Source organism: Microbulbifer sp. MLAF003, from assembly GCF_030012965.1.
Taxonomy (GTDB): Bacteria; Pseudomonadota; Gammaproteobacteria; order Pseudomonadales; family Cellvibrionaceae; genus Microbulbifer; species Microbulbifer variabilis.
Genome location: NZ_CP120232.1, coordinates 2,472,603 through 2,495,913 on the forward strand (window position 1 = coordinate 2,472,603; position 23,311 = coordinate 2,495,913).

A 23,311-nucleotide genomic window follows, 5' to 3' on the forward strand; every position below is an offset into this window, starting at 1 on the left:
CATCGGTCTAATATACTACCAGGTTTACTATTTTTAACACATGGTTACATCTGACTCTTGCAGTTTGGATTCCACAAAACTCAAAAAAATATCAATTTTCTTAGAACCTTTACGTTTCACTTTGTACAGGGCTCCTACCGTTTTATCTTTTCTTTCCAGTTCAGGGAGTAACTCTATTAATCTGCCTCTTTGAATATCTTTCTTACAGAAATAAGAGGGTAAAATAGCGATACCATTACCATTCAATGCCGCAGAGCGGGTATGGTAAGTTTCATTGGAAATTAAGTTGCCTTTGAATTGGTAATATTTCCCATCAATCAACCATCCATCCTCAAGGCCATTTAGCCTCGTCAGCAACATGTTATGTTGACTGAGTTCGCCTATTGAATGCGGGCACCCATTTTTCGCTAAATATTCGGGTGATGCCACGAATACAGGATATATATTGAGCAGTGGTAGAGAAAAAACTGACTATCTGGTAATGATTCAGATACGCGAAAGGCTATATCAATATCATCCTCAATCATATCCATGAGAAAGGGAGTAAAAATTAACTCGAGACTAAAGTCAGGGTACTCTTTTTGGAAATCATTGCAGATCTTGCTAAACACAGTTTTCCCTATGGTTTCAGGGAAAGTAATGCGTAACTTACCACGATCAAGACTACCAATCTCAGCGACCTGATCTTCCAGGTCAGTAAATGCACTGAGTATCTTCTGGCCGCTCTGGTATACAAGCCTGCCTGCTTCTGTAAGAGAAAGTGCTCTGGTAGTTCGGTTCAACAATACCTGGCCCAACACTTTCTCCAATTGTACCAAAGTCTTGCTCACAGTTGGCGCTGATAATCCCAAGTGGCTAGCAGCTTTACTTAGGGAGCCATGATCCACTACGGCACAAAAGACACTAATCAAGTGGTACTTATCATATTCCCGCCGCACCGACTGTTTCCTTAAAGCTAATTATGACTTTCTGCTGATAATCTTTATCGAGACCTGCCAAATAGTAAACTCTAAACCCATACCAATCCACTCCGGAGATAAATCGATGAACAACTTAACTTGTCACTGTGGGGCCATCCATTACAAACTTTTCAATAGCTCAATCTCTCCAAAGACAGGTCGTGGAATAAGCTTTGTTGAGGCTTCAAATCCAGCAATGATTGAAGATCCATCAAAGCGGCTCAATACTTACTCTTTTGAGTCTGGACCAGTAAAAGAATATGGTTTTTGTAATCAATGTGGTGCAGCTATTTATCAAATAGACAATAGAGGACTGGTTCAACACGCCATACATAGTCATCAAAATTACCTAGCAGACTATAATGGAATTCTGAATTTTGGCTTTTAATGAGCCATGCCAATGGCTCAATCTTCAAACCAATCTTTGTCGTACAAAAAATAGTCGCCAACGGTAACGTAGCAATATGTCACTCTAACAAGCAACCACCAATAGCAGAAGTCTAATTACTGTTAACAACTATAGATAATACCCTGTGGACTATGTATTTTGGGAATCCGTGGATTATTTGAGTGTTAGGTGAGGATGTCTGCGGTTAAACCTTATCAAATGGTTGCTTACCCAGTTCTTCAACAATATGGTTGATAAAACTGGTAATTCGTAATGAAAGCGCGGTGTTACGGTAATAAACTGCATTAATGGATTGTTTGACTTCTACAGTTTGATCTGAGAATAGCTGCACCAATCGCCCAGCATGACGATCCCTCTGAGTCATAAAATCAGATAAGCAAACGATCCCTGCACCTGAGAGGGCTAAGTGCCGTAAAGTTTCCCCACTAGATGAAGCCATCGTTGGCTTAATCTGCAGTTTATCTCCGCTTCGTTCATAAAGCGGCCATTTGTTAAGGGATTCGGGCTTTGTAAAACCAAGTAATACGTGTTGGCCAAGTTCTTCTGCACTCTCTGGAGTACCATGCTGTTGTAAATAGCCAGGGCTAGCAAGTATTCGGACTTTGCTAGTCCCTATTGAGCGGGCATGTAATGTTGAGTCCTGAAGTTTCCCAATACGAAATGCCACATCAGTTCGCTTCTCTATCAAATCAGTTATTCCCTCATTACTGTTTAGCTCCAGCTCTATCTGGGGAAATTTAGCACGGAAGCTATTTATCAATGGTGCTATTACATGCAGCATAAATGGTGTGGCAGCGTCTATACGCAGAAGACCTGAGGGTTGCTTTTGACGAGCCGCCATTTGCTCCTCAGCCTCCTCCACTGAGATGAGAATATCCCGAGCATATTTAAGGAAAGCCTGCCCTTCTTCAGTGAGTTTCAAACGCCGTGTAGTGCGCTGAAGCAATGTCGATTCCAGTTTACTCTCCAAGCGGGCGAGTGCACGGCTTACCCCAGATACAGTCTGCTCTAGCCTATCGGCAGCCGAAGTGATCGAAGCCGTATCTACCACAGTGGTAAATACCTGTAATTCTTGAAGGGTGATCTTCATTGTTGACTCCAAATCAATAGTCTATTGCTTATAGACGGCTTTTTCATCAAAAGCAACTAGAGCAGACTAGCCCCTCAAGCCACTGCCGTTGACTGCTGTCGCACAAGTGCTAGTAATCAGAAGCGCTTTACAGATTGCATGGTTAAGCGGAGTAGCAGGTTAGTCTGGGACTCTTAACAGGCTGGCCAATTAGTCAAAACCTTCAAAATTTATGAATTTGATTGATGGGAGTTCAAAGTGAAATTGAGAAATCTTTTACCCAGTAAACTCGGTTTTGGTACTGCACCTCTTGGCAATATGTTTCGCCAGATTCCAGAATCTGAGGCCTTGGCAACTGTAGAGTCAGCCTGGGATTGCGGCATCAGATACTTTGACAATGCCCCTTTCTATGGGGCCGGACTCGCCGAGATTCGCATGGGTGAGGCGCTATCTGGATTCCCACGCGAAGACTATGTAATCAGCACCAAAGTTGGCCGCTTGATATTGGATGAAGTTGAAGATAGTGGCGGCAGAGAACTTGGAGATAAGCGTGATATTTTCAAGTATGGCCGCCCCAATAAGATAGTTAATGACTATTCATACGATGCAACAATGCGCTCGATAGAAGATAGCCTCAAGCGCTTAAAAACCGATCATATTGAGATTGCATGGGTTCACGATGTAGCCCAGGATTTCTATGGTGACGAATGGCTTGGCATATTTGAAAGCGCGAGAAAAGGTGCTTTCAGGGCTCTTGATAAACTGCGTGATGAAGGCGTACTTCAAGCCTGGGGCCTGGGAGTAAACCGAGTGGAGCCGATTGAGATACTTCTTGATCTTGAGGAACCTCGCCCCGATGGCTTCTTACTAGCTGGCCGCTACAGCCTGTTGGATCATTCTCGAGCTCTTCAGAGAGTTATACCCCAGGTGATAGAACGCGACCTCAGTATCGTGGCCGGAGGTCCTTATAGTTCAGGAGCCTTGGTTGGGGGACCAAATTTTGAGTACGCGCCAGCACCAAAGCACATAGTTCAGAAAGTTTCTAAAATCAAAGCAATTGGTGATAGGTATGGAGTCAGCACTAAGGCTATTGGATTGCAGTTTGTTCTGGCTAATCCGGCTATAGCTGCAGTTATACCAGGTGCGAGTAAACCTAGCAGGATCAAAGAGGATGTTGAGGCTCTCGAAACCAATATTCCAGAGACACTATGGCAAGAACTACGTCAAGAAAAACTTGTCGATGAATCTGCTCCTCTACCAACTTGAGAATAAGGATTAGCATAAATAGCTAAGCGAGAAGAGGCGCGTGTGGCAACTGATAGGATGACTCATCTTATAGCCTGACTGCATCTCGTATCACTATGTTGGATTAATTCAGACTTGAGCTGGCGGACCATCACATGAAAAATGATAACTGTCAGATCAAGTCTGAAGCACTAAAACCAAACCAACACAAACACCACATAATGTAACAATTACAATCTCAGTTTGATTTACACTGATAACTTTATATTTAAATTAATATTAAGCAGTCCAGTTGAAGTACTGATTTTAACCTGACCTATTCTTAAAAAATAGAGTTAGATTTACTCTCAACTAGTTCTGTCATTCTTCCCAAGGTTATTATCAATTGAAGCGTGAAGCATTGTTGATACATTAATCTTGTGCTAAGAACCTTTTTGTTTTCCTAGCTTATTAATAAGGAATTTAGCACGATCCACTGTTTCAACTAATTTTTGGGGTACAGCATTGTCTTCCCAGTCCTGCATAAAGACCACAGACATTCCACTATTGAGATCACTAAACCCATACTGCCCATAGGAACCCGCAGTGTAGATGACATTATATTCAGGTAAATACCAGGCTTGAGAACCATATGCCACAGGCGTTCCCAGTGCATTAGCAAGGGACTTGCCACTTTCTGATTTTCCAAGAAGGTCTTTGTCAAGATTCTTTACAGAATCATAGAAGCTCTTTGGAGCCTTTCCCTGGGCGATCCACTGATGAAAAAGTGCATAGTCGCGCAGGGTGGTACTGATACCATAGGAAGGGCTAGCGGTTCCATCAACCGTTAAGGCAATGGAGCCAGAACTATTTGCTCCAAAGTCATTAAAGAGATCCGAAAGAAGCTTGTTGAATGGGTGCCCCGAAACTTCCTCTGCTAGTATGGCCAATAGGTCGGTATTTTTATCATTGTAAGTATATACTTCACCCGGTTTATTCTGGACCTTAGCATTCCTGATAGCCTTACGATGCCCCGTTGGTTTGCCTGGCTTTAATCCTTGTTCGATCTCAAATAAGAAGGCTTCACCTCCGGGCACATGATAATCCGTAGCGGGCAGCAGGCCGGAGGTCATATCAAGTACTTCTTGGACTTTGGCTTTGCCAATTTTTGAACCGACAAAATCAGGTAAATAGCTTTCAATCGACTGATTGGGGTCGATCTTACCTTCATCAATCAGCTTTGAAATAATGACCCCTGCGTAAGTTTTAGAAGAAGACTGCAAAAGCTGAGTTTGATTGTGATCAAGCCCATTATCATAAAACTCTCCAATAATTTGGTTACCCTTCATAACCAGGAAACCTTTGGTTTGCGTCGCAGTTAGTGACTCAACGAAAGGCCATCCCTTACGAATATCCAAACTTATATTAAAGGGCTCTTTAACGACCTCCAGCTTGGCGGGTTTTTCTGCCTCCATGATATGTACTGTACCGAAAATACCATACTCATCCCAATGCATGGACGTATATCTATAGTAAGGCCAACTTTGCATATTATTCTGATTGATTTCAGAAAGATCGAACGGACGATAAAAATCATTGAGTGTTACCTCGGATTTGGCAAATGAGGGAGAAACATTACCCACTACCAAGATCAAAGCTGCACTCCAGGCCATAAAATATATTCCACCGCGCCTTCTTGATTTTAGATTTTTTGGCATAGAGATATTTCCAATTTTGTTTAAGTAAATACAGTTTCGAGAACTGCAATTACTGTGAATTTCCTATATGTTTCTTCAAATACAATAAAACTGTTCTGTATAGGGTGCAGACCAAAGAAATAGTCAAATCGATCAAAGAGTCTTTTAGTCATGAATAGAAAAACACACTCAATAGCAACGTATTTATCGAAGCACAAAGGCACTCAGGGAATGTTTTTACAAGGAGAAACCCGGTTATATACAATCTTCAAAATTCAGAATCGCAAAGTTAACAGGTTTGAGCCCTCTTAAGGCGTTCGCACCACCATCAAGCGCTCTTCTGTCATATCGGCGATTGCCCAACGTACACCCTCACGGCCAAGGCCTGAGTCCTTTACCCCGCCATAAGGCATGTTGTCCACACGCCAGCTGGGCACATCACCAATAACAACGCCCCCTACTTCCAAGGTATCCCAGGCCTTCTGTGCTCGATATAAGTCTTTGGTGAAGATCCCCGCCTGCAAACCAAAGGCACTATCGTTGACTCGTTCAAGGACCTCATCGAAATCATCAAAGGGCTCCAGTACTGCTACAGGGCCAAAGGCTTCCTGTTGGACTATTGAGCATTCGTGAGGCACACCTTCCAATAGAGTTGGATCGAGCATGGCGCCATCACGGCTACCGCCACACAGAAGTGTGGCTCCGTCATTAATTGCTTCTTCAACCCATCCGTGCAGTCTCTTTGCCTCCCCCTCGGAGATCATCGGACCAATAAAAGTCCCTTCGTCTTTCGGATCCCCCTTCTTAAGCTTTTGCGTCTTCTCCACTAAGCGCTGTTTCAGCTCTTCATACAGGCTTTTATGCCCATAGATACGCTGTACGCCAATACAACTCTGCCCAGATTGATAGAAGGCACCAAAGATCAGACGCTGCAAAGCGTCATCTAAGTCTGTATTTTCATCGATAACACAAGCGGCATTGCCACCCAGTTCCAATACCACCTTCTTACGCCCTGCCCTGGCCTTTAGGTCCCAGCCCACAGCGGGCGAACCTGTAAAACTGAGCAGCTTGAAGCGGTCATCCACGGTAAAGAGGTCTGCACCTTCCCGGTGGCAGGGCAGCACAGAAAAAGCCCCTTTGGGCAGGTCGGTCTCGGCCAGGATTTCTGCGATTATCAGTGCGCCTATCGGTGTTCGGCTCGCCGGTTTCAATACAAAGGGGCAACCCGAGGCAATGGCCGGTGCCACCTTATGGGCCGCCAGATTGAGTGGGAAGTTAAAAGGAGAGATAAAGGAGCACGCGCCCACCGGTACACGTTTGACAAAACCACGGTAGCCCCTGGTGTTCTTGGAAATCTCCAGATTGATAATCTCACCATTGATACGTACGGTTTCTTCGGCGGCAACCCGAAAAGTGTCGATCAAGCGCGTAACTTCTCCGCGGGAGTCATGAATTGGCTTGCCAGCCTCAATGCACAATGACTCCGCCAGTTCCTCGAAACGCTCATGAAAGCGCTGAACACAGTGATTAAGTACCTCCTGGCGGCGATAGGGAGCTAGCTTTGCCATAGGCTTCTCAGCTAGAAGCGCCCAATCGATCGCACTGTCTATAGTTCTCGCATCCGCCATAGCTACACGGGTTGCCACCTCACCTGAATACTTATCGGTGACCTCTAGATCCTCATTGGCGAATACGGCTTCATTAGCTAGATAGTAAGGGTATGCCTTTTGCAGCACGATCATTTCCTTTTAAGCGGTGGCTTTGGATTGGCAGGCATTCTGAGTGCCGGCGATAAGCTTCCCGAGTGTATAGGTTACGGCCGACCATTAATCAACCAAGATATGCTTATCAGTGAGATAGCAAGTTAAGGTTAGAAGCGACAAAAGAAAGGCAATTGCAGGGGGACTAATGAGAAGTAAATATCAATGAATCACCACTCTTCTTAAGAGTGGTGATTCTGGAAAGAAGCTTTAGAGAGAAAGAGTTACTTTTCAGTCAACCACATTCCCACAGGCTCATAATTGAACTCTTTGTAAATTTTCTTTGTGGCAGCCGGGTTGTCAGACTTTTTATCAATGTCATAAACAGTCCAGTTCAGCTCACTGTGGTTGAACTCAATTACCGCATAGCCATAGATGTTACTGACGAAGTCCTTGATATGTGGGTTGTTTAGCTGCACTCCGCCGTTGAGTAAGGAGGTAAACACACTACCTACATCAATGCCCTTCTCCACCGTATCGTTCATGTTTGGCGAGGAGATGGAGGGAGTCATCAACTCAACACCTACCAGGTTATCGTAATTCCAGTTGTTGATATTATTGAAGTTCACTTTCAAATACGAAGTAATACTGGAATGCAGATCGCCAGTCAGCACAACAAAGTTATCGATACTGCTGTCTTTGATGCTGGAGAGAATTTTCTCGCGCTCCCACTGGTACCCATCCCAGGCATCGTAATTGGCAAACACCAGGGGACGACCCAATGCAGTACCGGCAAGTTGCGCCAGCAAGGTCTGGTTGCCCCAAACTTTCCAGCGTGCAGATGAATTCACTATGCCATCAATAAGCCAATCGCGCTGTGTTTTCCCAAGCATGGTTTGGGATTCATTTTCATAGTCGGTGCACCAGTAATTTTCCCAGGCGGTGCCGTCCTTGCAAGGCTCTTTGGTGCGATAGGTACGGCTGTCGGTCATATAGAGATCGACCAGATCACCAAACTGGAAAGAGCGGTAAATCTGCAGGTAATCAAAAGCGTGGCTGGCTGCCTCATTCACTTTTACCCGCGCAGGCACATACTCAATCCAGGCCTGTTGGGCATCGCGGCGAAGTTGGCGCAACTGATCCGGGTTATTATTCCCGGTTTGGTATGGGTGAGATGGTACGCCCAGGGTATCGCGGTCGTAGTCCCAGTAGGCATTATCCGCAGTTTCGTGATCATCCCAGGTGATGATGAACGAGTGCATTTCCATTGCGCGCTGCAGGTTCTTGTCTTTACGGTATTCCTTATAGATATGGCGGTAATCTTCCAGGTTCATCGCCACTGATCCACCGGAAGGCAAGGCTAAGGAGTGAACAATAGAATCTTCGAAGCCTTCATACTCCGCATACTCATAGATAAAGTCACCCAGGTGCAACACGCAGTGGACATCCTCATCCGCCAAGTGGCTGTAGGCGTTGTAATAACCGGTGGTGTAATCCTGGCAGGTCACCACTGCCATCTTGATACTTTCCAGGCTGCCAGTTGGCAACGTGTGGCAACGACCAGTACGGCTGCAAAGGTTGCCGTACTTAAAGCGGTAGTAATATCGCTGGTTGGGTGATAAGTAACCTTCCAGGTCAATATTCACCGTGTAATCACGATCGGCGGTGATGTCATCGGCACTGACCTCAGCACTTAGAACCGGCTGGGTAAACCCTTCATCTAATGCCACGTCAATATAGAGAGTTTGGCCAGATACGTACGCTGCCGGATTGATATGAGTCCAAAGTACAACACCAGTTTGGCTAGGATCTCCAGAGGCAACGGATAGATCAAAGACAAGGCCGTCATTGTCGATTTCAGAATTGAATGGGCTACTACCGAGATTAAAACGCGCATAAGTTTCACTGCTGCTGGCAGCCAAAGAGCGAACGGTAAACGGCGTCAGCAGTGCAAGCCCCATACCTTGAACAAACGTACGACGAGAGACAGTCATAAACCCCACTTCCTGTTAGTTATGAGTTGCAAAATGTGAAAGGGGGCGGATTCTATAGAAGAACGTACCAACAAAGAAGATTTGACGGCCTATAAAGTCCGGGCAAACGGATTATTGAAGATGAAAATAATAAAATGACAGTAATGTCAATTTGTTTGCCTCAATTGAAAATCGCTTACAGATACTAAACCTCTTAAACAGTCACTAACATTAGCTATGCGGTAACGACAGGTATTCCCAGAAAGGAAACAAGTACTTTAATCCGTGGAGAAAACAAATAGTTTTCTTATATAACTCCAGGAAAATCGATCAATATTATTAGATTTGAGATACTTCCTTGAAGAGTATGCTCATAAATTTTAAGCGTGTTATTACTCAGAAGGCCGTATCTCCAAAGCCAATCAAACGCTTTCTATATACATAAGGAAACAGTTTCAAGCCGCTGTATTACTGATGTTTTCTTTATTGAGCTCAAGCCTGGGAGCTAGGGAAAAGAGCCAATTTAGCCCGCAATTTTTAGAGGGAAATAAAATTTATTCTAAACGACAGCGCAACAAATATAGGCGCGAAAATTATCTTATTGGATTTTATTAAGATTGTTTTAATGTCAAAGCTGCGTAGAATTGACAGATATTTATCGATATTTTGGCCGTAATTGAGTAAGCCCTTATAGGCTAGCGACCGAAAGATCAAGAAACCCAAGAGCTTTCTAAAAACCCATCTCTCCAAGGAGAACGGTAGCGTGACATAAGAGTAAGTAAAAGGCGCTGACCCAAGGTGCGGACACACCTGGGGCCAGCTAACCAAATTGATAAGCAAGTATCAAAATGGCTCAATGGATAATACGCTAGAAACCCGCTCGTCTTCAATAAAGTCGAGTAGATTCAGCAGCTTGGAGTGTGTCCTCAAGCTCTGGGAGCGTTGCGCCCGCCTTTTCTTCTTCTACGCCTACCGTTCTCGTGCACCTCCTCTCATTTCCTTCAGACGTTACTTCCCAATCTTTCCCACCGCAGAAAGACCACCCCTTGTTTAAGTATCAATAGGAAATGAGCATGTTGATTTTAAAGCGCCGCACTGGAGAAAATTTAAGGATTGGAGCAAATGTCTCGGTCACAGTATTGGAAGTTAAGGGGAATCAAGTAAAGATAGGAATAAACGCCCCTAAATCCCTACCTGTTCACCGTGAAGAGATTTATCGGCGCATTAAAAAGGCGCAGGAGGCGGATAACTGAATATGCCCAAAGGGTTGCCCTTTCAGCTGGGTCACTATCTGGCGTTAGTGGATTGGAGCGGTCGACACTTTGACCCCAGGAAGCGAGGGTGTATTGCCGAAAACACACCTCCTATCCTTGAGCGGCTGGGTATTTCACCCAAACACTGGCTCTATCTCAGCCGAAATTTTGAAAGCCGCTTTAAAGGCTTGGTGAGATCAGTGGAAGCAGTACTACAAGCCTGTACCCGGCTTAATAAATGCTGGGTACACGGCATCGGCGATTGCCAGCGTTTCCTTTCTGCCACGCCCTGCTGATTCTGCCCCCTTCCTAGCTACCTGCATTCCTCTTGGTTTTTATCTAAAACCCCAATTTTCAATTCCAAAACCTGCTTCTTGCCCCTTGCACTACGTCTTAGTATCAATCCAAGAAGAAGCAGCCTCCAAGGTGGCACCATCGTCTCAGATAGCACCTTCCCCTCAATTTATGGGTGTCCTGAATTTACCAGTCTTGTTGAGCTAGAAAAAAATAAATCGCCAAGGCAGTAGGCAATAGTACCGAAAAAGCCACATACTTTACAAAAACCTTGTTTTTATCACCTAACTCAACAGAGGCCGCCCTTAAGCTCTCTTGGATATCATTTCTCAAAAAACGTATACACACAAAGTTAAACAGCATTACAGTAAACGCTATCACTATTGCAGGAGCAGTCCAAATCGAATATATACTAGCTACGTTTATTTCAAATAACATAGACATGAGCGCTGGTATACACGAAATATTTAGACTCAATAAAAATGACATAAAGCAAATAGCGTTTACTTTATTATGCTCATCGTGTGGACTCTTTTTAGCGATTGATATATAGCACGCCAAAAATAAATCGATGTATATTTTCTTTAAAAAAATCATGGAAACCTAACAGTTACCGGAGGTTGAGCACATTGCATCAGTTAGAGGCTTACTTAAAGACTCAATACCGACTATTGTATCAAAAATAAAATAACTAGCACCGTCAATCCACCCTGGAGGACTACCCATAAACGCAACAGCTCCAATAGCTGCATCAGCAGAAGCTTTCCCTACTCCAGGAATATCGCCACTGATACCCACATTGACATCACCCCGAGGCCAGTCGTACCTTAACTTTCCATTTTCCCTAGCGCAATCAACGAGTTAACAACCATTTTTCCCGGCGCCATTAGCTCTTCAACATTTTTTTGCCCTGACGCGGGTTTTACCTTAGCCGGATGTTTTTCCTGAGGCAACGGCCCCTTCTGTTTAGGCGCACCAGCGCCTGACCGCCGACAGGCGGCTAGAGCCGAGGGGCGTTTGCCCCTTTTGGTGGCTGGCTAGAATAGTGGCGCCGCTTCTTCGATGGCTTCGATCAGGTGATGGAGGGGATAACCGCAGAGTAAGTATGTTGTTAAAAAAAGCCTCCACAGATCTATCTATTGGGGCTTTGAATTTACAGTACTTAGATCATTCTTATTTTGATGCTCCCAGCAAAACTTTACCCAAATTATTTTTGATATCATTTAATACAGACTTATAATCATTCATTTCTTGCAAGCTATAGACATCTAAAATTTCTGTTTTTTCAACAGAAACTTCGCCAAATATTTTTTTGGAAAATTTATTATAAAAAAATTCAAAGAAAATTTTCTTATCCTCAAGGTAATTACTATTCAAAGAAAATTTAAAAGACTCTACCACACCCCTTCTTTCTCTTGACATCTCTAAATAGGGCCACCTTTTTCCATGCTCAAACTTAAGAGATTGCTCTTTAGACACCCCTATTAAATCATTAATAAAAGGCTCTAAATAAATCGAAATAGAATCCCATTCGATTTCTTTTAGATAAGAGGCCCCAGCATTATATTTCACACTTAAATTCCTTACTTAGTCCGGAAAGCGCCATCCCTGATACCACTCTTTTCCGCCACCAGTACCCCATTGAGGATTTCGCCAAACAGATCTAGGCCCAACAACTGGTTTCCAAAAGGGTACTTTTACAGTTTGATACGCAGTAGGCATAGAAGGTAATTGTAAAGCTTGCTTTGCAGCACTCATGCTAGCATAGGGAGGTTTGCTACTAGTACTCACTAAAAGCCATTTACTTGCCGGATTAGAATTAGGGCCAACGTACCGAAAATAGCCTAATCTAGCAAAATATGAAACTGCGCCAAAACCCTCCGCACCTAGTGTAATGGCTGTATTTGTTGCAGTCTCACCGGTCCAAAGTACCGATAAAAATAGCCCCGCAGATGCAATTGGATCGTCTCTAAACCCTCCCCCAGCAGCAACTAAGCGGTCGGCCCAATACCTCGCAGCTCTATCACCCGCTTCGGTTCCTGGTAAATAACTTCCTAGAGCTCGCCCCTTTTGTACAACAGTAAAATCAGACTGTTGAGAGCAATCTATGTTGTCATAGCGAAAGAGTAGTAGAAAATCACATCATGATTTTTACTTTGACTCAAATCTTTCCACCAGTATTTTCTGTGTTTTGCAGCATTCTATTTCTACCCAGCCATCACCAACTGCATATATATATGTATCTCCCCAGGGGTCACTGGGCATAATATTAAAATAGGGCTTCAACTGCTCTAAATTTTGAGGAAATGACCCCTTGTCTTTTTTGAATTGAAACGTTGCTTCCTTGAGTCTCTTCAAATCATTTCTTACACTAGCCTCAACCACCTCATCAACTGGATCAGAAAAATAGAAAAACAAGAGCGATATAAAAATAACGATAAAAAATATGCATATGGAAATTTTTTTATGCCGATCAGCATTTACTAATCCTCGGGGAAATAACTAAATTCAGGCTTTGGATAGGAGTTTAGATCTGGCATGGTCGCTCCTCTAACAGTCGTTCCACGATAATGCATTCCTAACTGCGCTGCGGTATTAGTGATCCAACTATGGATTTGATCTACATTTGATGATAGTAAATAGGTACTCGCCCCCATTTCTTCAAAGATGTAAACATGAAGCTTCTCATGAAATGCTAAATCCTGGAATATCTTCTCGGTGAGATTCAACTCAAGAATAATGATATTTGGTGGTAACGCCATATCAGCTGATGAGTTAATTCTTACAAGGATATTTCTCGTATTAGGAAATTTTCCATAATTCCTTTCTAGCCATGAATGTATTAAAGCCAGCTCTTTTTTCGCCCACTCTCTAGAAACCCCATTCTTTCGTGCAAAGACATCACCCCGAGGCCAGTCGTACCTTAACTTTCCATTTTTCCCAGCGCAATCAACGAGTTAAAAACCATTTTTGCCGGCGCCACTGGCTCCTCACCATTTTTTTGCCCCGACGCGGGTTTTACCTTAGCTGGATGTTTTTCCAGAGGCAACGGCCCCTTCTGGTTAGCCGCGCAGGCGCGGCAGCGCCTGACCGCCGACAGGCGGCTAAAGCCGAGGGGTGTTTGCCCCTCTTGGTGCTTGGCTAGAACGGTGGTGCGGCTTCTTCGATGGCTTCGATCAGGTGCCGGCATTCCTGTTGCAGCAGCTTCACGTAGTACTGCCATTCGGTATCAAGCCGCTCCCAGGCTTCGATAACGCTCCAGCCTTGCGGTAGGTATTCCATGCGCTCCAGTACGAACGCAGCGGCGATCTGTTCGCTGGTGCTGGCACCGGTGGTGCCGGTTTTGAGCAGGTTGTTGGCGGTGTTGAGGATTTTGTCGAGTGGATACGACAGTTGGTTTATTTGTTCTTGGATCTCTTTTTGCGATGGCATGGCCATGCCTCCTTGAGTGGATGTTGTGTGGCGAACGTGCAGAACCCTGCGCGCAGGCCGGTCAAGGCTGCGTAGCGTTGTTTGCGGAGCACCGCACAGCGGCTTGGCCTTGAGGGGGCGAGCACGGGGTTATGCTGAGGAGACACACAGCAGACACGGGGGTTGGGGTTGGCACGGTCTCAAGGTAAAGCGTTTTCGCGGCTTGCCGCGGCCTTTGGAGAAGCTGATCCAGCTGGCGGACATTTTTGAGGTGTCGCTGGACTATCTGGTAATGGGCCAGCCGATGGAGGAAAGCCCCATCCGCAACGAAGTGCTATTTAAGCGCTTCAAGCTGCTGGAGACTTTTGATGATCAAGACAAGGACACGGTGATTCGGGTGATCGATGCGATTATCGCTCAGCGTCAGGTGGAACATGCCATGCGGCCATTAGAGCGCTAACTACTGATAGTTAGCGCTCTACTTTTCTTACCGCATAGGTGATTAAGATTGGCTCTGACCACAATCATGAACCGCCGCAACCTTCTTCACTCGTGAGCATCAAGAGACAGCAGAATGAAACAAGCTCTCTTTATCTTAATTCTAGCCTTAGCTAGCTACATTCCCGCCGTCCGCTTAATCAGAGAGTACAAAAAAGAAGATGCCCCCTCTGCAGGGGCCGATTAGCGCTCTCTAGAATTAGTGATCCTACAGGGAAAAACTTATCAAAAAGAATCACCCTCTCACTCTATCAGGGACCTAAAAAGGTCAGCGAGCAATGGAGCTGCACAAAATGTAATCACAACCAGCAAATAAAATATTGGTCAAACTAGGCATTACGGTTATTTTTGGGCAAAAAATACTTGAAGAAATAAATAAGCGAAGCCACCCAGGAGAAGAATATCAAACAAAAACCCCAAACAAATTTATGCTTTATCTCTGTATTGTCAAAAAAGTCAGCAAGAATTAAAAACCAAAAAGAAAACGCACCTAAAATCCCAGCAACCAATAGAAGTTGATCAAACAACATCAAATTAGAGAACTGAAAAGACACATACCCAGAAAAGGAAAATCTTAATAGCGTAAAAACAAACAACGCCAATGAAACAATTGCAAAATTCTTTTTCATTACAAATCCAGAATTATCACTATTCAAAGTCTAAAGTTCCTTCAAGTCCAAGCACTGCTGAAGCCCCAAACTCTAACTTCCAAAACTCTTTTGAAGACACATTCCAAGGCGTAGAGAACACCGGTTTAAACTCAAAAGGTTTACCTGACAAAATGCTCATCACACTGTCATTTCCGTAAACGAACGTTGAAAACTCTTGATTTCTAGACGCATCGAGCCCCAGTGAAAATCCAGCAATATCTACTGAGATAGCAAAACTCTGATTTGCATACTCTTTACCTGTAATTACACTAATTTCTTTTGAGGCAACATCAAGATCAATCTTGGCCCCCAACAATTTCGTAAGGCCAACCTTTGCTCCGGCTTGCAGCCCATTAGTAAATTTCAGGTCAGAGTCATCCTTATTCCCCTTTTGTGCACCTAAGTTGAAAAGACTGCCTGCTTTTCAACTTTTTTCTTGATAATAAAAGTTGTACTTTCAGTACCACTACCAGCATCATAGAAAACAGTTAAAGACAGCTCTCCGCCAGTATTTACAACCGACTTCAAGTCACTCTCGCCCACTTCAAAAAGCTTCAAGCCTTTATCAAACTCAAACAGTTCGTGATCTGGAACATGGGTCTCTAAAACCAATTCTCGGTTAAATTTTTGGCTCTTTTCCCAACCATCACCAACAATCACAGCGCGCTCAATATTTATAGATTTTCCAGCCTTGTCCGAATATAAACCTAGCCAGACCACATAGCTGCTGTGGGTCGCCTTATTTATATCAACGACAAGCAAAATATCATCAACTTTGAAATCATTTAGGGCGCCAGCTCCAAAGTCAAAGTTCTTATAAAATTCTACTGACTGTTCATGTTCGTACTTAATAATTTTTGCTGTCTTACAAGCTGACAATCCAAAAATGGCCAGTGCCAACAGAACGACTCCAAACACTATTTTTGCACTGATATACACTAATTTTCTCCCCTTACGTTGCCACCCGCAGCATATGGAGCAACATCTAAAACAAGGTGCCCCAAACCTTTGCCAGCATATACACTCCACCCACCTACGTCATACCACTTATCAGGGACGGGAGCAGGATTTACATAATTATACGTGCCAACATATTTTGGATCAGTCACCAAATTTAACGTATCACCGTTAAAAACAGCTTCACGGCCATCTGGATGAATAAACTTCAATTCCGGCTTACCCACACTGTTATCGTGAAAAATAGATTGCTCTGGAGAAAGTAACGTCCACTCGGAGCCTTGGCCTGTAGCTTGTCCATAAGAGGGTAAATTGCCGTTGCGAGTATCACGCCCTTCAAAATGCCAACCGGTTGCCTTTTTCCATAGCCCTTTAAAGAACCCATCTCCCTTTTGTGCATTATGGCCATTTTTATCAACCGTAACAGAAACACAACCGCCATTTTGAGTACATTCAGAATCATCCTGCTCCCTTTCCTCTTGCTCTTCCTCAACATCATCTTCCAGAAATGATGATGGCAGGCCACCTAATCTATTAAACGGATTAGCCAATACTAATCTTCCATTACTATCAAACACATACGGAATAATAAGATCCGTAGGGCTACTTGAGGGATCACCATATGTTGTAACCTCAGGTATAGGTGCAGGTGGTTGCGACCCCTGCCCTGAAGAATCATTTGGCTCATCAACTACTTTAGGCCTCTCATCCTGCTCGCTTGCCGCATAGCCACTGGGATCGGTAAAACTCAATGGATTATTAAACACATAACTATAGCGGTTCCAGCTCTGGCTATAGGTCGGTGCCTGCACAAGTGGGTCAGGGCTGAGAAAGCGGCCCAGTGTGGGGTCGTAGATACGCCCATTCATATGGATCAGGCCGGTTCTGTCCAGATGCTCGTGGCCGGTATAGCCGCGCTTGGTGGTGAGGCCCTGTATTGCCAGCAGCTCCTGGAGTTGCTGCTGATTCAGGTCCCCACTCCAGTCTCCCTGGCGGCGGCTGCCGTCCGGGTTAAAGGCGAGATTTAAGATCTCCAGACCGGCTTCATCGGTGATTTTCTCAATGGAGCCCAGGTGGTCCCGGTGCAGGTATTGATATTCTCCACTGGTGCCGGTGAGATCCGTAATGGCGATATGTTGAACACTGCCAGCCAGTGTGGTTTTTTCAATGGCGAGAATGCTGGCATCTGCGGGGATTTGCTCCTCATAGCTGCCCACAATAAAGGCCTTCTCGGTTTTGAGCTGGCCATCTTCCATCCAGCTGCTTTCGCGATAGAAGCGCTGGCCATCCGGTCCATAGCGGAAGCGGTCTCTGGCGGTGGGTGTGCTATCACTTTGGCTGCTGCCCAGCACAATTTCCGTGGGCAGTTGCCGTGCGTTCCAGCTAATCCATTTGTCGTCGCCGCTGGCGGCATCATAGCGTTCAATAGCGCCGTTGGCATCGTAGTGCAGGCTGTGGGAGACGTCATTAATGGTGACACTACTGACCGCATTGGGGCCGGCATTGCCGAACTCGCCGTATTGGTAGCCGCTTACCTGGGTGTCGTTACTGACACTGGAGGTCTTGGACAGAATATTGCCCAGCTTATCGTACTGGGTACTGAGCTGGCGATCGCCACCGACTTGCATCGTAGCGTAGCGCAGGCGATTGAGGCCGTCGTAGCTAAAGTCTTCCTGCTTCTGCAGTGCCTGGGAGGCACTGTAACTGAGGCGACTTTCCAGGGTGCCATTGGTGCGCCAGCGGTACTCGTTGTTTTGAACCTGTCCGCCACCGGTTTTAATGGTTTCCAAGCGCCCAGTATTAGGATTGTAAGTGCGGTTAGTAACCAGACCGTTGCCGTAGCTCTCCCGCTCTACCTGTCCCCAGGCGTTGATGCTGTCAAAGGCTTGCAGGGGGTTGTTGCCGGCAGCATCTCTACTGAGGCTCTGTACATAGCCGCGATCATTATAATGGTAATGGGCTTCAACCCCGCCGGGGTAAACCATTTTATTCATACGGCCATAACTATCGTAGCCGTATTGATGCTGGTAGCTGCGGCTTACTCCCCCAGCCAACAGCTGAGTATTGATAGTATCCAGCTCGCCATCTGAATACCTGTAGGTGTAGGACTCAAAAAACACCTGAGAGCCATTTTCGGTATAACTGCGGCTCGCCAAGCTACCTACCGAATTAGTAGCATCGTAATCCCACTTAGCCAAGCCGTCATCATCTCGCTGTTCCAGCAAGCGACCGAGCTTATCGTACAAATAGGTAATGCTCTGATTCTTATTGTCTGATTGCTGGTCAAGCTCACCAAAGGCATTATATCGACTGGTTACTGTGCCCATGTTGGGATCGGTGAGACTGGTACGGAAGCCAGCATAGTCAAATACAAAGCTAGACTCGATATCGTGGGTATCTCCGCTAACCAGCACAGTTTTTGGTAGACCGCTGCCATAGTAGGTGTAGTCGGTGGTTACGGCAGTGCCGGTGGCATCGTCTACAGTACGGGCCAGATCGCCGGTGAGGTCATAATAGCTCTCTTGCACCTGTGTATTTGTACCGCTGTTTCCAACCACTGATTCAGTGACTTCAACTTTAACCTCTTTGCCACTGCTGCCATTAACGACGCTGTAGTTTATATCTACGCTGCCGCCACCGGCCTTGTGTATATAATCGAGGCGATTACGCAGGTCGTACTCGTAACGAGTGATCGGCTTACTTCCACTAAAGCCTCCCTCAGCTGGAGCCAAGAAAGGGGCTGTTTCAGTATCCATACGCCCTAGGGGGTCATACGTAATTGCACGGCGAGATACGAAGTCACCGGAAAAGGCCTTGGTATCCTGCTGTATCAAGCGGCCCAGTTGATCATAGTAATATTTTGTTACAGGGGTAATGTCCGAAGTTGTCTCCACGTAGTAAGACGCTTGCACTTCGCTCACTACGGGACAGTTGCCATGGCAAAAGTCGTATTTGCTGTCGAACTTAACCTTGTCTGTATTCAGCCTATCAGTATTGGTGCGCGAAGACTCACGACCAAAGGGGTCGTACTGAATCCTTGTAGACTGGTCATTGTGGTCTGTTATCTTGCTTACGCTGCCAAAACGTGGGTCATACTTCAATTCAATCGTGTGCTGCAGTGCATTGGTCAGTTTGGTGGCATAGCGACCATCAAGGAAGTCGCCAACTACTGAAGTACTGCGGGTTTGTGTGCCCACATTGTTAGTAGATGCATCTACATTACCTTTGGCGCTTTCACTGGCCACATTGCCGTAAGTATCGTAGGTATAAGTCACCTCCATCTGATATTTAGCATCGCCGGGGTATTGGACTGCCGTTTTCACCCTATTGGTATTACCATAGGGTGTCATACTGCTGCTGGATTGCTGGTCGGGAGTACCAGAGGTATCCCCACTAAAATAACGTTGCTCTTTGGCACTGGGGAAACCTATCAACCAACTTCCGTTAACACGGTTATCCAGTACGGTAGTGCTCTCTACACTGCGGCGGACATTGCCGTATTGCGAAATCGGCAGAGCCTCTCCCCAAATACTCTGGCTATCATTGATTTGGGTAGTTTCGATCACCCGAGTCGTATTTACAGCTCCGCTCAACAAGTCGCCAGCATTACCATAAGACATGGCTTGTGGAACGCTGTCACTCACCACATATCCAAGCGGTGGCTGATCACCTTCCAGCAGGGTATCGATTCTCTGTGCGATATAAGGGAAGTAAGTAGTATTACCCCCAGAATTCAACTCCAGTGCATCGTAACTAAAGCGCTGATTGGTCAGCATCTCACCAAACTGATAGTCCGTCTTATACTGGATTTGGCGTGCAATTTTTCCAAAGAAAGGGAAGTCCTGTCGGTACTGACGGTAAGTAACAATATCAGCCGCAGTGTCGTAAATTCGTTGAGCCCTATAACCAAGAAAACCCCAACCTTTGTCACTACTCAGACCGTAGCCTTGGTAAGCATACTCAGTAGTATGCCAACCCCCGTTATGACCATTAGAGCGCTTTACCTCGGTAACGACGGTACGGTAGTTTTCATCCTCATTAGGTGTAACTGGACTTACATCAGGAATAGAGCCGTCAGGGCCAAATAGGGCTGAACCTTCGTTAAAAGGAGCCACTGTTCTTTCCCCTGCACTAGAGGAAATTCTTTTAGGGTAAACTCAGTTTGAGCATCAAGGCCGTTAGTAATGCGTTCAATACCAGTTTCAAAGTCTTCATAGTGGGCCAAGTCATCAAAGGCCCATTTGAAATCCAGTGGTTTTAAACACTGACGATCACCATCTTCACTATAAGCGCATAACTGCACTTGCTTTAAGCGGCGGAAATGCTCTCCAGCAAGCTCTTCTTCTGAAATCAGCTTGTATTCCCGCTGCAGTACACCATCCAGATGCACACGGATATGGTGTAACAGCACCAGCTGTTTTTGAGGAATCTCCTGTAATGGAACTGGTGGTGCATCTGTTCGGGTTCCGTACTGGAACTCTATTTTTGCATCGCCCTGGTTACCGTAGGTAATTTCTAATGGGTAGTTAATGCCTTCAATAATATCGCGATGGTATTTGTACTCCATCGTATTGCCGAACGCATCAGTAATCTTGTTTAAAGTCCAGCCAAAATGTGTCGTTTCCTCACCTCTGAGGCGACTGTCTTGTGTAGCTCCGTACTCGCTAGTGGAGCCATTAGGACTCTTGACCGTAAACCAGACTTTCCCATTATCAGTCTTTTGCAATTCAATTAAGCGGAAGCCATCGCGTAATGTGCGATACTGTGCTCCCTCTTGCCAGTGATTACCGCTGACAAGTACCAGAGGCTCCCCATCCAGGCACAGTGAGTCCGTATCATCAAGAAGAATCTTGGTGTACTTTGGCCTATTCACTGTACAACGACGAATTTTACTTAAACCACCCAGGCGCCAGCCATAGCCGAGAAAATCCTCCGGTAGAGCTTCAGTCATCCGCTTCTGGAAGCGGGCACTGGTGTAATGTAGAGAGAGGTTTGGCTTTAATCCATTAACACCGGGGGCGGCTTGCAGGGGAACCTTAACTATCGCATTACCCGTTGCACTGACATCTGCACTGTAGGCCAAGCTTCCCGGAGTATCCACAACTTCAGTGGTCACCGCCGGATCCCCATCTACATTTGCGAGGTTATGGACCTTAATCCAGGTACTAGATACAGAACTACACTTTCCAAACTCATTACAAGCCTCTAGCTCATAAAGATAGGTGCCCGGTGTTCCTCCTCCGACGAAATACTCAAAAACGGAAGTTGTGTAATATACAATTTCCCAGCAGCTATTTCCGGGCTCACTCTCAACACATCCCTTCTTCATACGTCTGAGCCGATAGCTTTTAGCCCCAACGTCCTCCCAGGTAATGGTTTGATCAGTCTTGAAAAATTCGTCGGGAAGATCTGATGAGAATTTGGGTTCTGGTGCTGCAGGCGCAGACAACTGCTTTGTTGACCAATTTCCGCAACCTAAAGTATTGCAACCCCTTACCTGGAACCAGTAGGAATCCAAGTATTCTACATCCCTACTTTTTGGAACAAAAACTGTAATATCATCCACAAGGATGGGTACTAAAGTATCAGGGGTCTCAGGCACTGTTGGATTTATAAGATTGGCAAGATCAACTTCCGTGGAGGTTAATTTAGCCGGGTTTCCGCTATTCAATCCATTATTGAGAGGAATCTCCCAATAATTGATACCGTCCCCACTCCACCGTAATTCATAGTGATCAATGGAGTCTGGGTCTTCCATACCCCAGCCTAAAGCAAAGTTAGTACTGGGAAGAGTATTACCGCCAGGCTCTTGCCAATAAGGTTCCTCAGGGTAATGTTTAACCTCAAGTGAATCGGAAACTATCCAATCACTATATTGATAATAAGGGCCAACACTTACAAATGCTCGGACTTTGTATCTATAGTTGCCAGATGGCATTGCACCCGTAGTGGTTGGAAAATCTATTGAGAGCTGATTATTCTCGACAGTAAGGCAAGAACTTTCTGCCTGCCACACACCATCTTTCTCTTGACACCACTGATAACCACTTACATAGGGGTCTTGGGAGTCTTGTTTGGATGTGCCCCAGACCAAAGTATATTTACCATCAGTATCAATGAAACCCGTTGGCCCGGAAAGATCAGACTGAAAGCCGATACTTGCAGGCTTATTTGGGGTTATGGTGACATATACAGTATGGCTGCCATATACAAGTGGTTCACCATACTCTTCACAGCGACGGGTCGTTGGGTTATACAAGAGACAAGGCCCATCAGCTTGGGCGCTGTAGGTATACATCCCACTATCATTGGTATAGATATCCGTCGAGCCATTTCCAACTGGAATAGACCCGTAACTAGACCCTCCGCCAGCAAAAAATATTCCAGTTTTCAGGTATTCGGCTTTGGTTGTGTGAGTTAATGTGTATCTACCAGTAGCGCTAGTTGTAGGGCCCGAGATATTGGCGGCTGCATCCGATGCATAGCCAGATACACTCACAAGAAATATTAGGAAGAAATATAAAGCAACCCCGAAGCGCATCCGTTTACCTACCAAGTAGCAACATTAAAAGTAGCTCTATTCACATCAAGTCGAATAGAAAATCATGCGAGAGTTTAAAGGAAATCGAATAAAGGGCAACTAGAAGTAAAACAAAAGAGATCGATGCAACCTATCAAGTGTGACTATCTTTCAGTTGGGGAAATACACTGTCTGAGTTTTTTGTATCCTAAAAAGTAGGAGGTTAACGAGAAACCCCCTACTTATTACGGAGAGGTATTGCAAGAGACGTGAGAGCCCATGTCATTTATTAAGTTCACGTTGGATACATACAATAATAAGATTGGATTTGAGAAATCTGCTTACCTCTGTATCCGGTTAGGCTTGGTTGCAACATGCTGTGATGCAGACTTGACTACTACATCTATTATATATTTTCTAAGGCCAATGCCTGCCGCATGATAAGCATCATCATTTAGGTCCTTATCAATGACAATACCGACCGTCTCACCTGTATGATATGCTGACAGCGCCACCGATAGAGAACTTTTAAGCATTTCAGGCTGAAGGTCCACCGAAGTAAAATAAGCGTAATTATACCTGCAATCACTAAGCCCTGTGTTTCCGACAAAGGTGACGATAAAATCTCCTTGGCCATACGTCCATATCCTATTAGTTTCGCCACGATACCATATCGACTCTGAGGTAGCATTTGAAC

At 45.2% G+C, this 23,311-nt stretch carries 21 protein-coding genes; 5 read left to right on the forward strand and 16 right to left on the reverse strand.

The window, feature by feature from the left end; genetic code table 11:
* Positions 1 to 33: 33 nt before the first annotated feature.
* Positions 34 to 429: a LysR substrate-binding domain-containing protein gene (locus P3339_RS11905; protein ID WP_282950591.1), complete on the reverse strand. Its 396-nt coding sequence runs from the start codon at positions 427 to 429 to the stop codon at positions 34 to 36.
* A complete protein-coding gene (locus tag P3339_RS11910; protein WP_282950592.1) occupies positions 408 to 938 on the reverse strand; it encodes a LysR family transcriptional regulator in 531 nt (176 codons plus the stop codon). The genes P3339_RS11905 and P3339_RS11910 overlap by 22 nt, the downstream gene beginning before the upstream one ends.
* Positions 939 to 1,044: 106 nt before the next feature.
* On the opposite strand from P3339_RS11910, the gene P3339_RS11915 reads away from it, so the two are divergent.
* Entirely contained in the window at positions 1,045 to 1,347 is a 303-nt protein-coding gene (locus P3339_RS11915; RefSeq protein ID WP_282950593.1) for a hypothetical protein, read from the forward strand.
* 205 nt (positions 1,348 to 1,552) lie between these two features.
* Here P3339_RS11915 and P3339_RS11920 read toward each other — a convergent pair whose 3' ends face one another.
* Positions 1,553 to 2,458 (reverse strand): LysR family transcriptional regulator, encoded by a 906-nt coding sequence (locus P3339_RS11920; RefSeq protein WP_282950594.1) that lies wholly within the window; start codon positions 2,456 to 2,458, stop codon positions 1,553 to 1,555.
* A 237-nt stretch (positions 2,459 to 2,695) separates the two neighbouring features.
* Here P3339_RS11920 and P3339_RS11925 point away from each other — a divergent pair, with 237 nt between their 5' ends.
* A complete protein-coding gene (locus P3339_RS11925; protein ID WP_282950595.1) occupies positions 2,696 to 3,703 on the forward strand; it encodes an aldo/keto reductase in 1,008 nt (335 codons plus the stop codon).
* Positions 3,704 to 4,104: 401 nt separating this feature from the next.
* Here the strand turns inward: P3339_RS11925 and P3339_RS11930 are convergent, their stop codons facing one another.
* The 3 genes from P3339_RS11930 to P3339_RS11940 form a co-directional block, all read right to left on the reverse strand.
* The gene (locus P3339_RS11930; protein WP_282950596.1) at positions 4,105 to 5,334 is read right to left on the reverse strand and encodes a serine hydrolase domain-containing protein; all 1,230 of its coding nucleotides are present in this window, start codon (positions 5,332 to 5,334) and stop codon (positions 4,105 to 4,107) included.
* A 332-nt stretch (positions 5,335 to 5,666) separates the two neighbouring features.
* Complete coding sequence (locus P3339_RS11935; protein ID WP_282950597.1) at positions 5,667 to 7,094, reverse strand: aldehyde dehydrogenase family protein; 1,428 nt, start codon at positions 7,092 to 7,094, stop codon at positions 5,667 to 5,669.
* 248 nt (positions 7,095 to 7,342) lie between these two features.
* Positions 7,343 to 9,052: an alkaline phosphatase D family protein gene (locus tag P3339_RS11940; RefSeq protein WP_282950598.1), complete on the reverse strand. Its 1,710-nt coding sequence runs from the start codon at positions 9,050 to 9,052 to the stop codon at positions 7,343 to 7,345.
* A gap of 1,052 nt (positions 9,053 to 10,104) precedes the next feature.
* Here P3339_RS11940 and csrA point away from each other — a divergent pair.
* On the forward strand, positions 10,105 to 10,284 hold the full coding sequence (gene csrA / locus P3339_RS11945) for a carbon storage regulator CsrA (RefSeq protein WP_282950599.1): 180 nt from the start codon (positions 10,105 to 10,107) through the stop codon (positions 10,282 to 10,284).
* A 2-nt stretch (positions 10,285 to 10,286) separates the two neighbouring features.
* A complete protein-coding gene (locus P3339_RS11950; protein WP_282950600.1) occupies positions 10,287 to 10,580 on the forward strand; it encodes a hypothetical protein in 294 nt (97 codons plus the stop codon).
* A 601-nt stretch (positions 10,581 to 11,181) separates the two neighbouring features.
* On the opposite strand, the gene P3339_RS11955 is transcribed toward P3339_RS11950, so the two are convergent.
* From P3339_RS11955 to P3339_RS11975, 5 genes are all read right to left on the reverse strand, one after another.
* On the reverse strand, positions 11,182 to 11,376 hold the full coding sequence (locus tag P3339_RS11955) for a hypothetical protein (RefSeq protein ID WP_282950601.1): 195 nt from the start codon (positions 11,374 to 11,376) through the stop codon (positions 11,182 to 11,184).
* Between the two features lie 375 nt (positions 11,377 to 11,751).
* Entirely contained in the window at positions 11,752 to 12,150 is a 399-nt protein-coding gene (locus P3339_RS11960) for a hypothetical protein (RefSeq protein ID WP_282950602.1), read from the reverse strand.
* 579 nt (positions 12,151 to 12,729) lie between these two features.
* On the reverse strand, positions 12,730 to 12,936 hold the full coding sequence (locus tag P3339_RS11965) for a hypothetical protein (protein ID WP_282950603.1): 207 nt from the start codon (positions 12,934 to 12,936) through the stop codon (positions 12,730 to 12,732).
* Positions 12,937 to 13,501: 565 nt separating this feature from the next.
* A complete protein-coding gene (locus tag P3339_RS11970) occupies positions 13,502 to 13,801 on the reverse strand; it encodes a hypothetical protein (RefSeq protein ID WP_282950604.1) in 300 nt (99 codons plus the stop codon).
* Complete coding sequence (locus tag P3339_RS11975) at positions 13,720 to 14,010, reverse strand: hypothetical protein (RefSeq protein ID WP_282950605.1); 291 nt, start codon at positions 14,008 to 14,010, stop codon at positions 13,720 to 13,722. Before P3339_RS11975 ends, P3339_RS11970 begins: the two co-directional genes overlap by 82 nt.
* 25 nt (positions 14,011 to 14,035) lie before the next feature.
* On the opposite strand from P3339_RS11975, the gene P3339_RS11980 reads away from it, so the two are divergent.
* Positions 14,036 to 14,449: a hypothetical protein gene (locus tag P3339_RS11980; protein ID WP_282950606.1), complete on the forward strand. Its 414-nt coding sequence runs from the start codon at positions 14,036 to 14,038 to the stop codon at positions 14,447 to 14,449.
* Positions 14,450 to 14,816: 367 nt separating this feature from the next.
* On the opposite strand, the gene P3339_RS11985 is transcribed toward P3339_RS11980, so the two are convergent.
* The 5 genes from P3339_RS11985 to P3339_RS12005 all read right to left on the reverse strand — a co-directional run bounded on the left by P3339_RS11985 (position 14,817) and on the right by P3339_RS12005 (position 22,635).
* Positions 14,817 to 15,143 (reverse strand): hypothetical protein, encoded by a 327-nt coding sequence (locus P3339_RS11985; protein ID WP_020415405.1) that lies wholly within the window; start codon positions 15,141 to 15,143, stop codon positions 14,817 to 14,819.
* The gene (locus P3339_RS11990) at positions 15,136 to 15,450 is read right to left on the reverse strand and encodes a hypothetical protein (RefSeq protein ID WP_282950607.1); all 315 of its coding nucleotides are present in this window, start codon (positions 15,448 to 15,450) and stop codon (positions 15,136 to 15,138) included. The genes P3339_RS11985 and P3339_RS11990 overlap by 8 nt, the downstream gene beginning before the upstream one ends.
* Before the next feature lie 86 nt (positions 15,451 to 15,536).
* Positions 15,537 to 16,076, reverse strand: coding sequence for a hypothetical protein (locus tag P3339_RS11995; RefSeq protein WP_282950608.1), 540 nt, complete (start codon positions 16,074 to 16,076; stop codon positions 15,537 to 15,539).
* Positions 16,076 to 20,209: an RHS repeat domain-containing protein gene (locus tag P3339_RS12000; protein WP_282950609.1), complete on the reverse strand. Its 4,134-nt coding sequence runs from the start codon at positions 20,207 to 20,209 to the stop codon at positions 16,076 to 16,078. The genes P3339_RS11995 and P3339_RS12000 overlap by 1 nt, the downstream gene beginning before the upstream one ends.
* Positions 20,149 to 22,635 (reverse strand): SpvB/TcaC N-terminal domain-containing protein, encoded by a 2,487-nt coding sequence (locus P3339_RS12005; protein WP_282950610.1) that lies wholly within the window; start codon positions 22,633 to 22,635, stop codon positions 20,149 to 20,151. Before P3339_RS12005 ends, P3339_RS12000 begins: the two co-directional genes overlap by 61 nt.
* Between the last annotated feature and the right edge of the window lie 676 nt (positions 22,636 to 23,311).

What these genes read in the sequence shown, in the direction of transcription:
- P3339_RS11920 (WP_282950594.1), bottom strand. Translation starts at nt 2,458, where the DNA reads ATGAAGATCACCCTTCAAGAATTACAGGTATTTACCACTGTGGTAGAT.
- P3339_RS11930 (WP_282950596.1), bottom strand. Translation starts at nt 5,334, where the DNA reads ATGGCCTGGAGTGCAGCTTTGATCTTGGTAGTGGGTAATGTTTCTCCC.
- P3339_RS11950 (WP_282950600.1), top strand. Translation starts at nt 10,287, where the DNA reads ATGCCCAAAGGGTTGCCCTTTCAGCTGGGTCACTATCTGGCGTTAGTG.
- P3339_RS11970 (WP_282950604.1), bottom strand. Translation starts at nt 13,801, where the DNA reads ATGGCAGTACTACGTGAAGCTGCTGCAACAGGAATGCCGGCACCTGAT.
- csrA (WP_282950599.1), top strand. Translation starts at nt 10,105, where the DNA reads ATGTTGATTTTAAAGCGCCGCACTGGAGAAAATTTAAGGATTGGAGCA.
- P3339_RS11940 (WP_282950598.1), bottom strand. Translation starts at nt 9,052, where the DNA reads ATGACTGTCTCTCGTCGTACGTTTGTTCAAGGTATGGGGCTTGCACTG.
- P3339_RS11915 (WP_282950593.1), top strand. Translation starts at nt 1,045, where the DNA reads ATGAACAACTTAACTTGTCACTGTGGGGCCATCCATTACAAACTTTTC.
- P3339_RS12005 (WP_282950610.1), bottom strand. Translation starts at nt 22,635, where the DNA reads ATGCGCTTCGGGGTTGCTTTATATTTCTTCCTAATATTTCTTGTGAGT.
- P3339_RS11975 (WP_282950605.1), bottom strand. Translation starts at nt 14,010, where the DNA reads ATGCCATCGCAAAAAGAGATCCAAGAACAAATAAACCAACTGTCGTAT.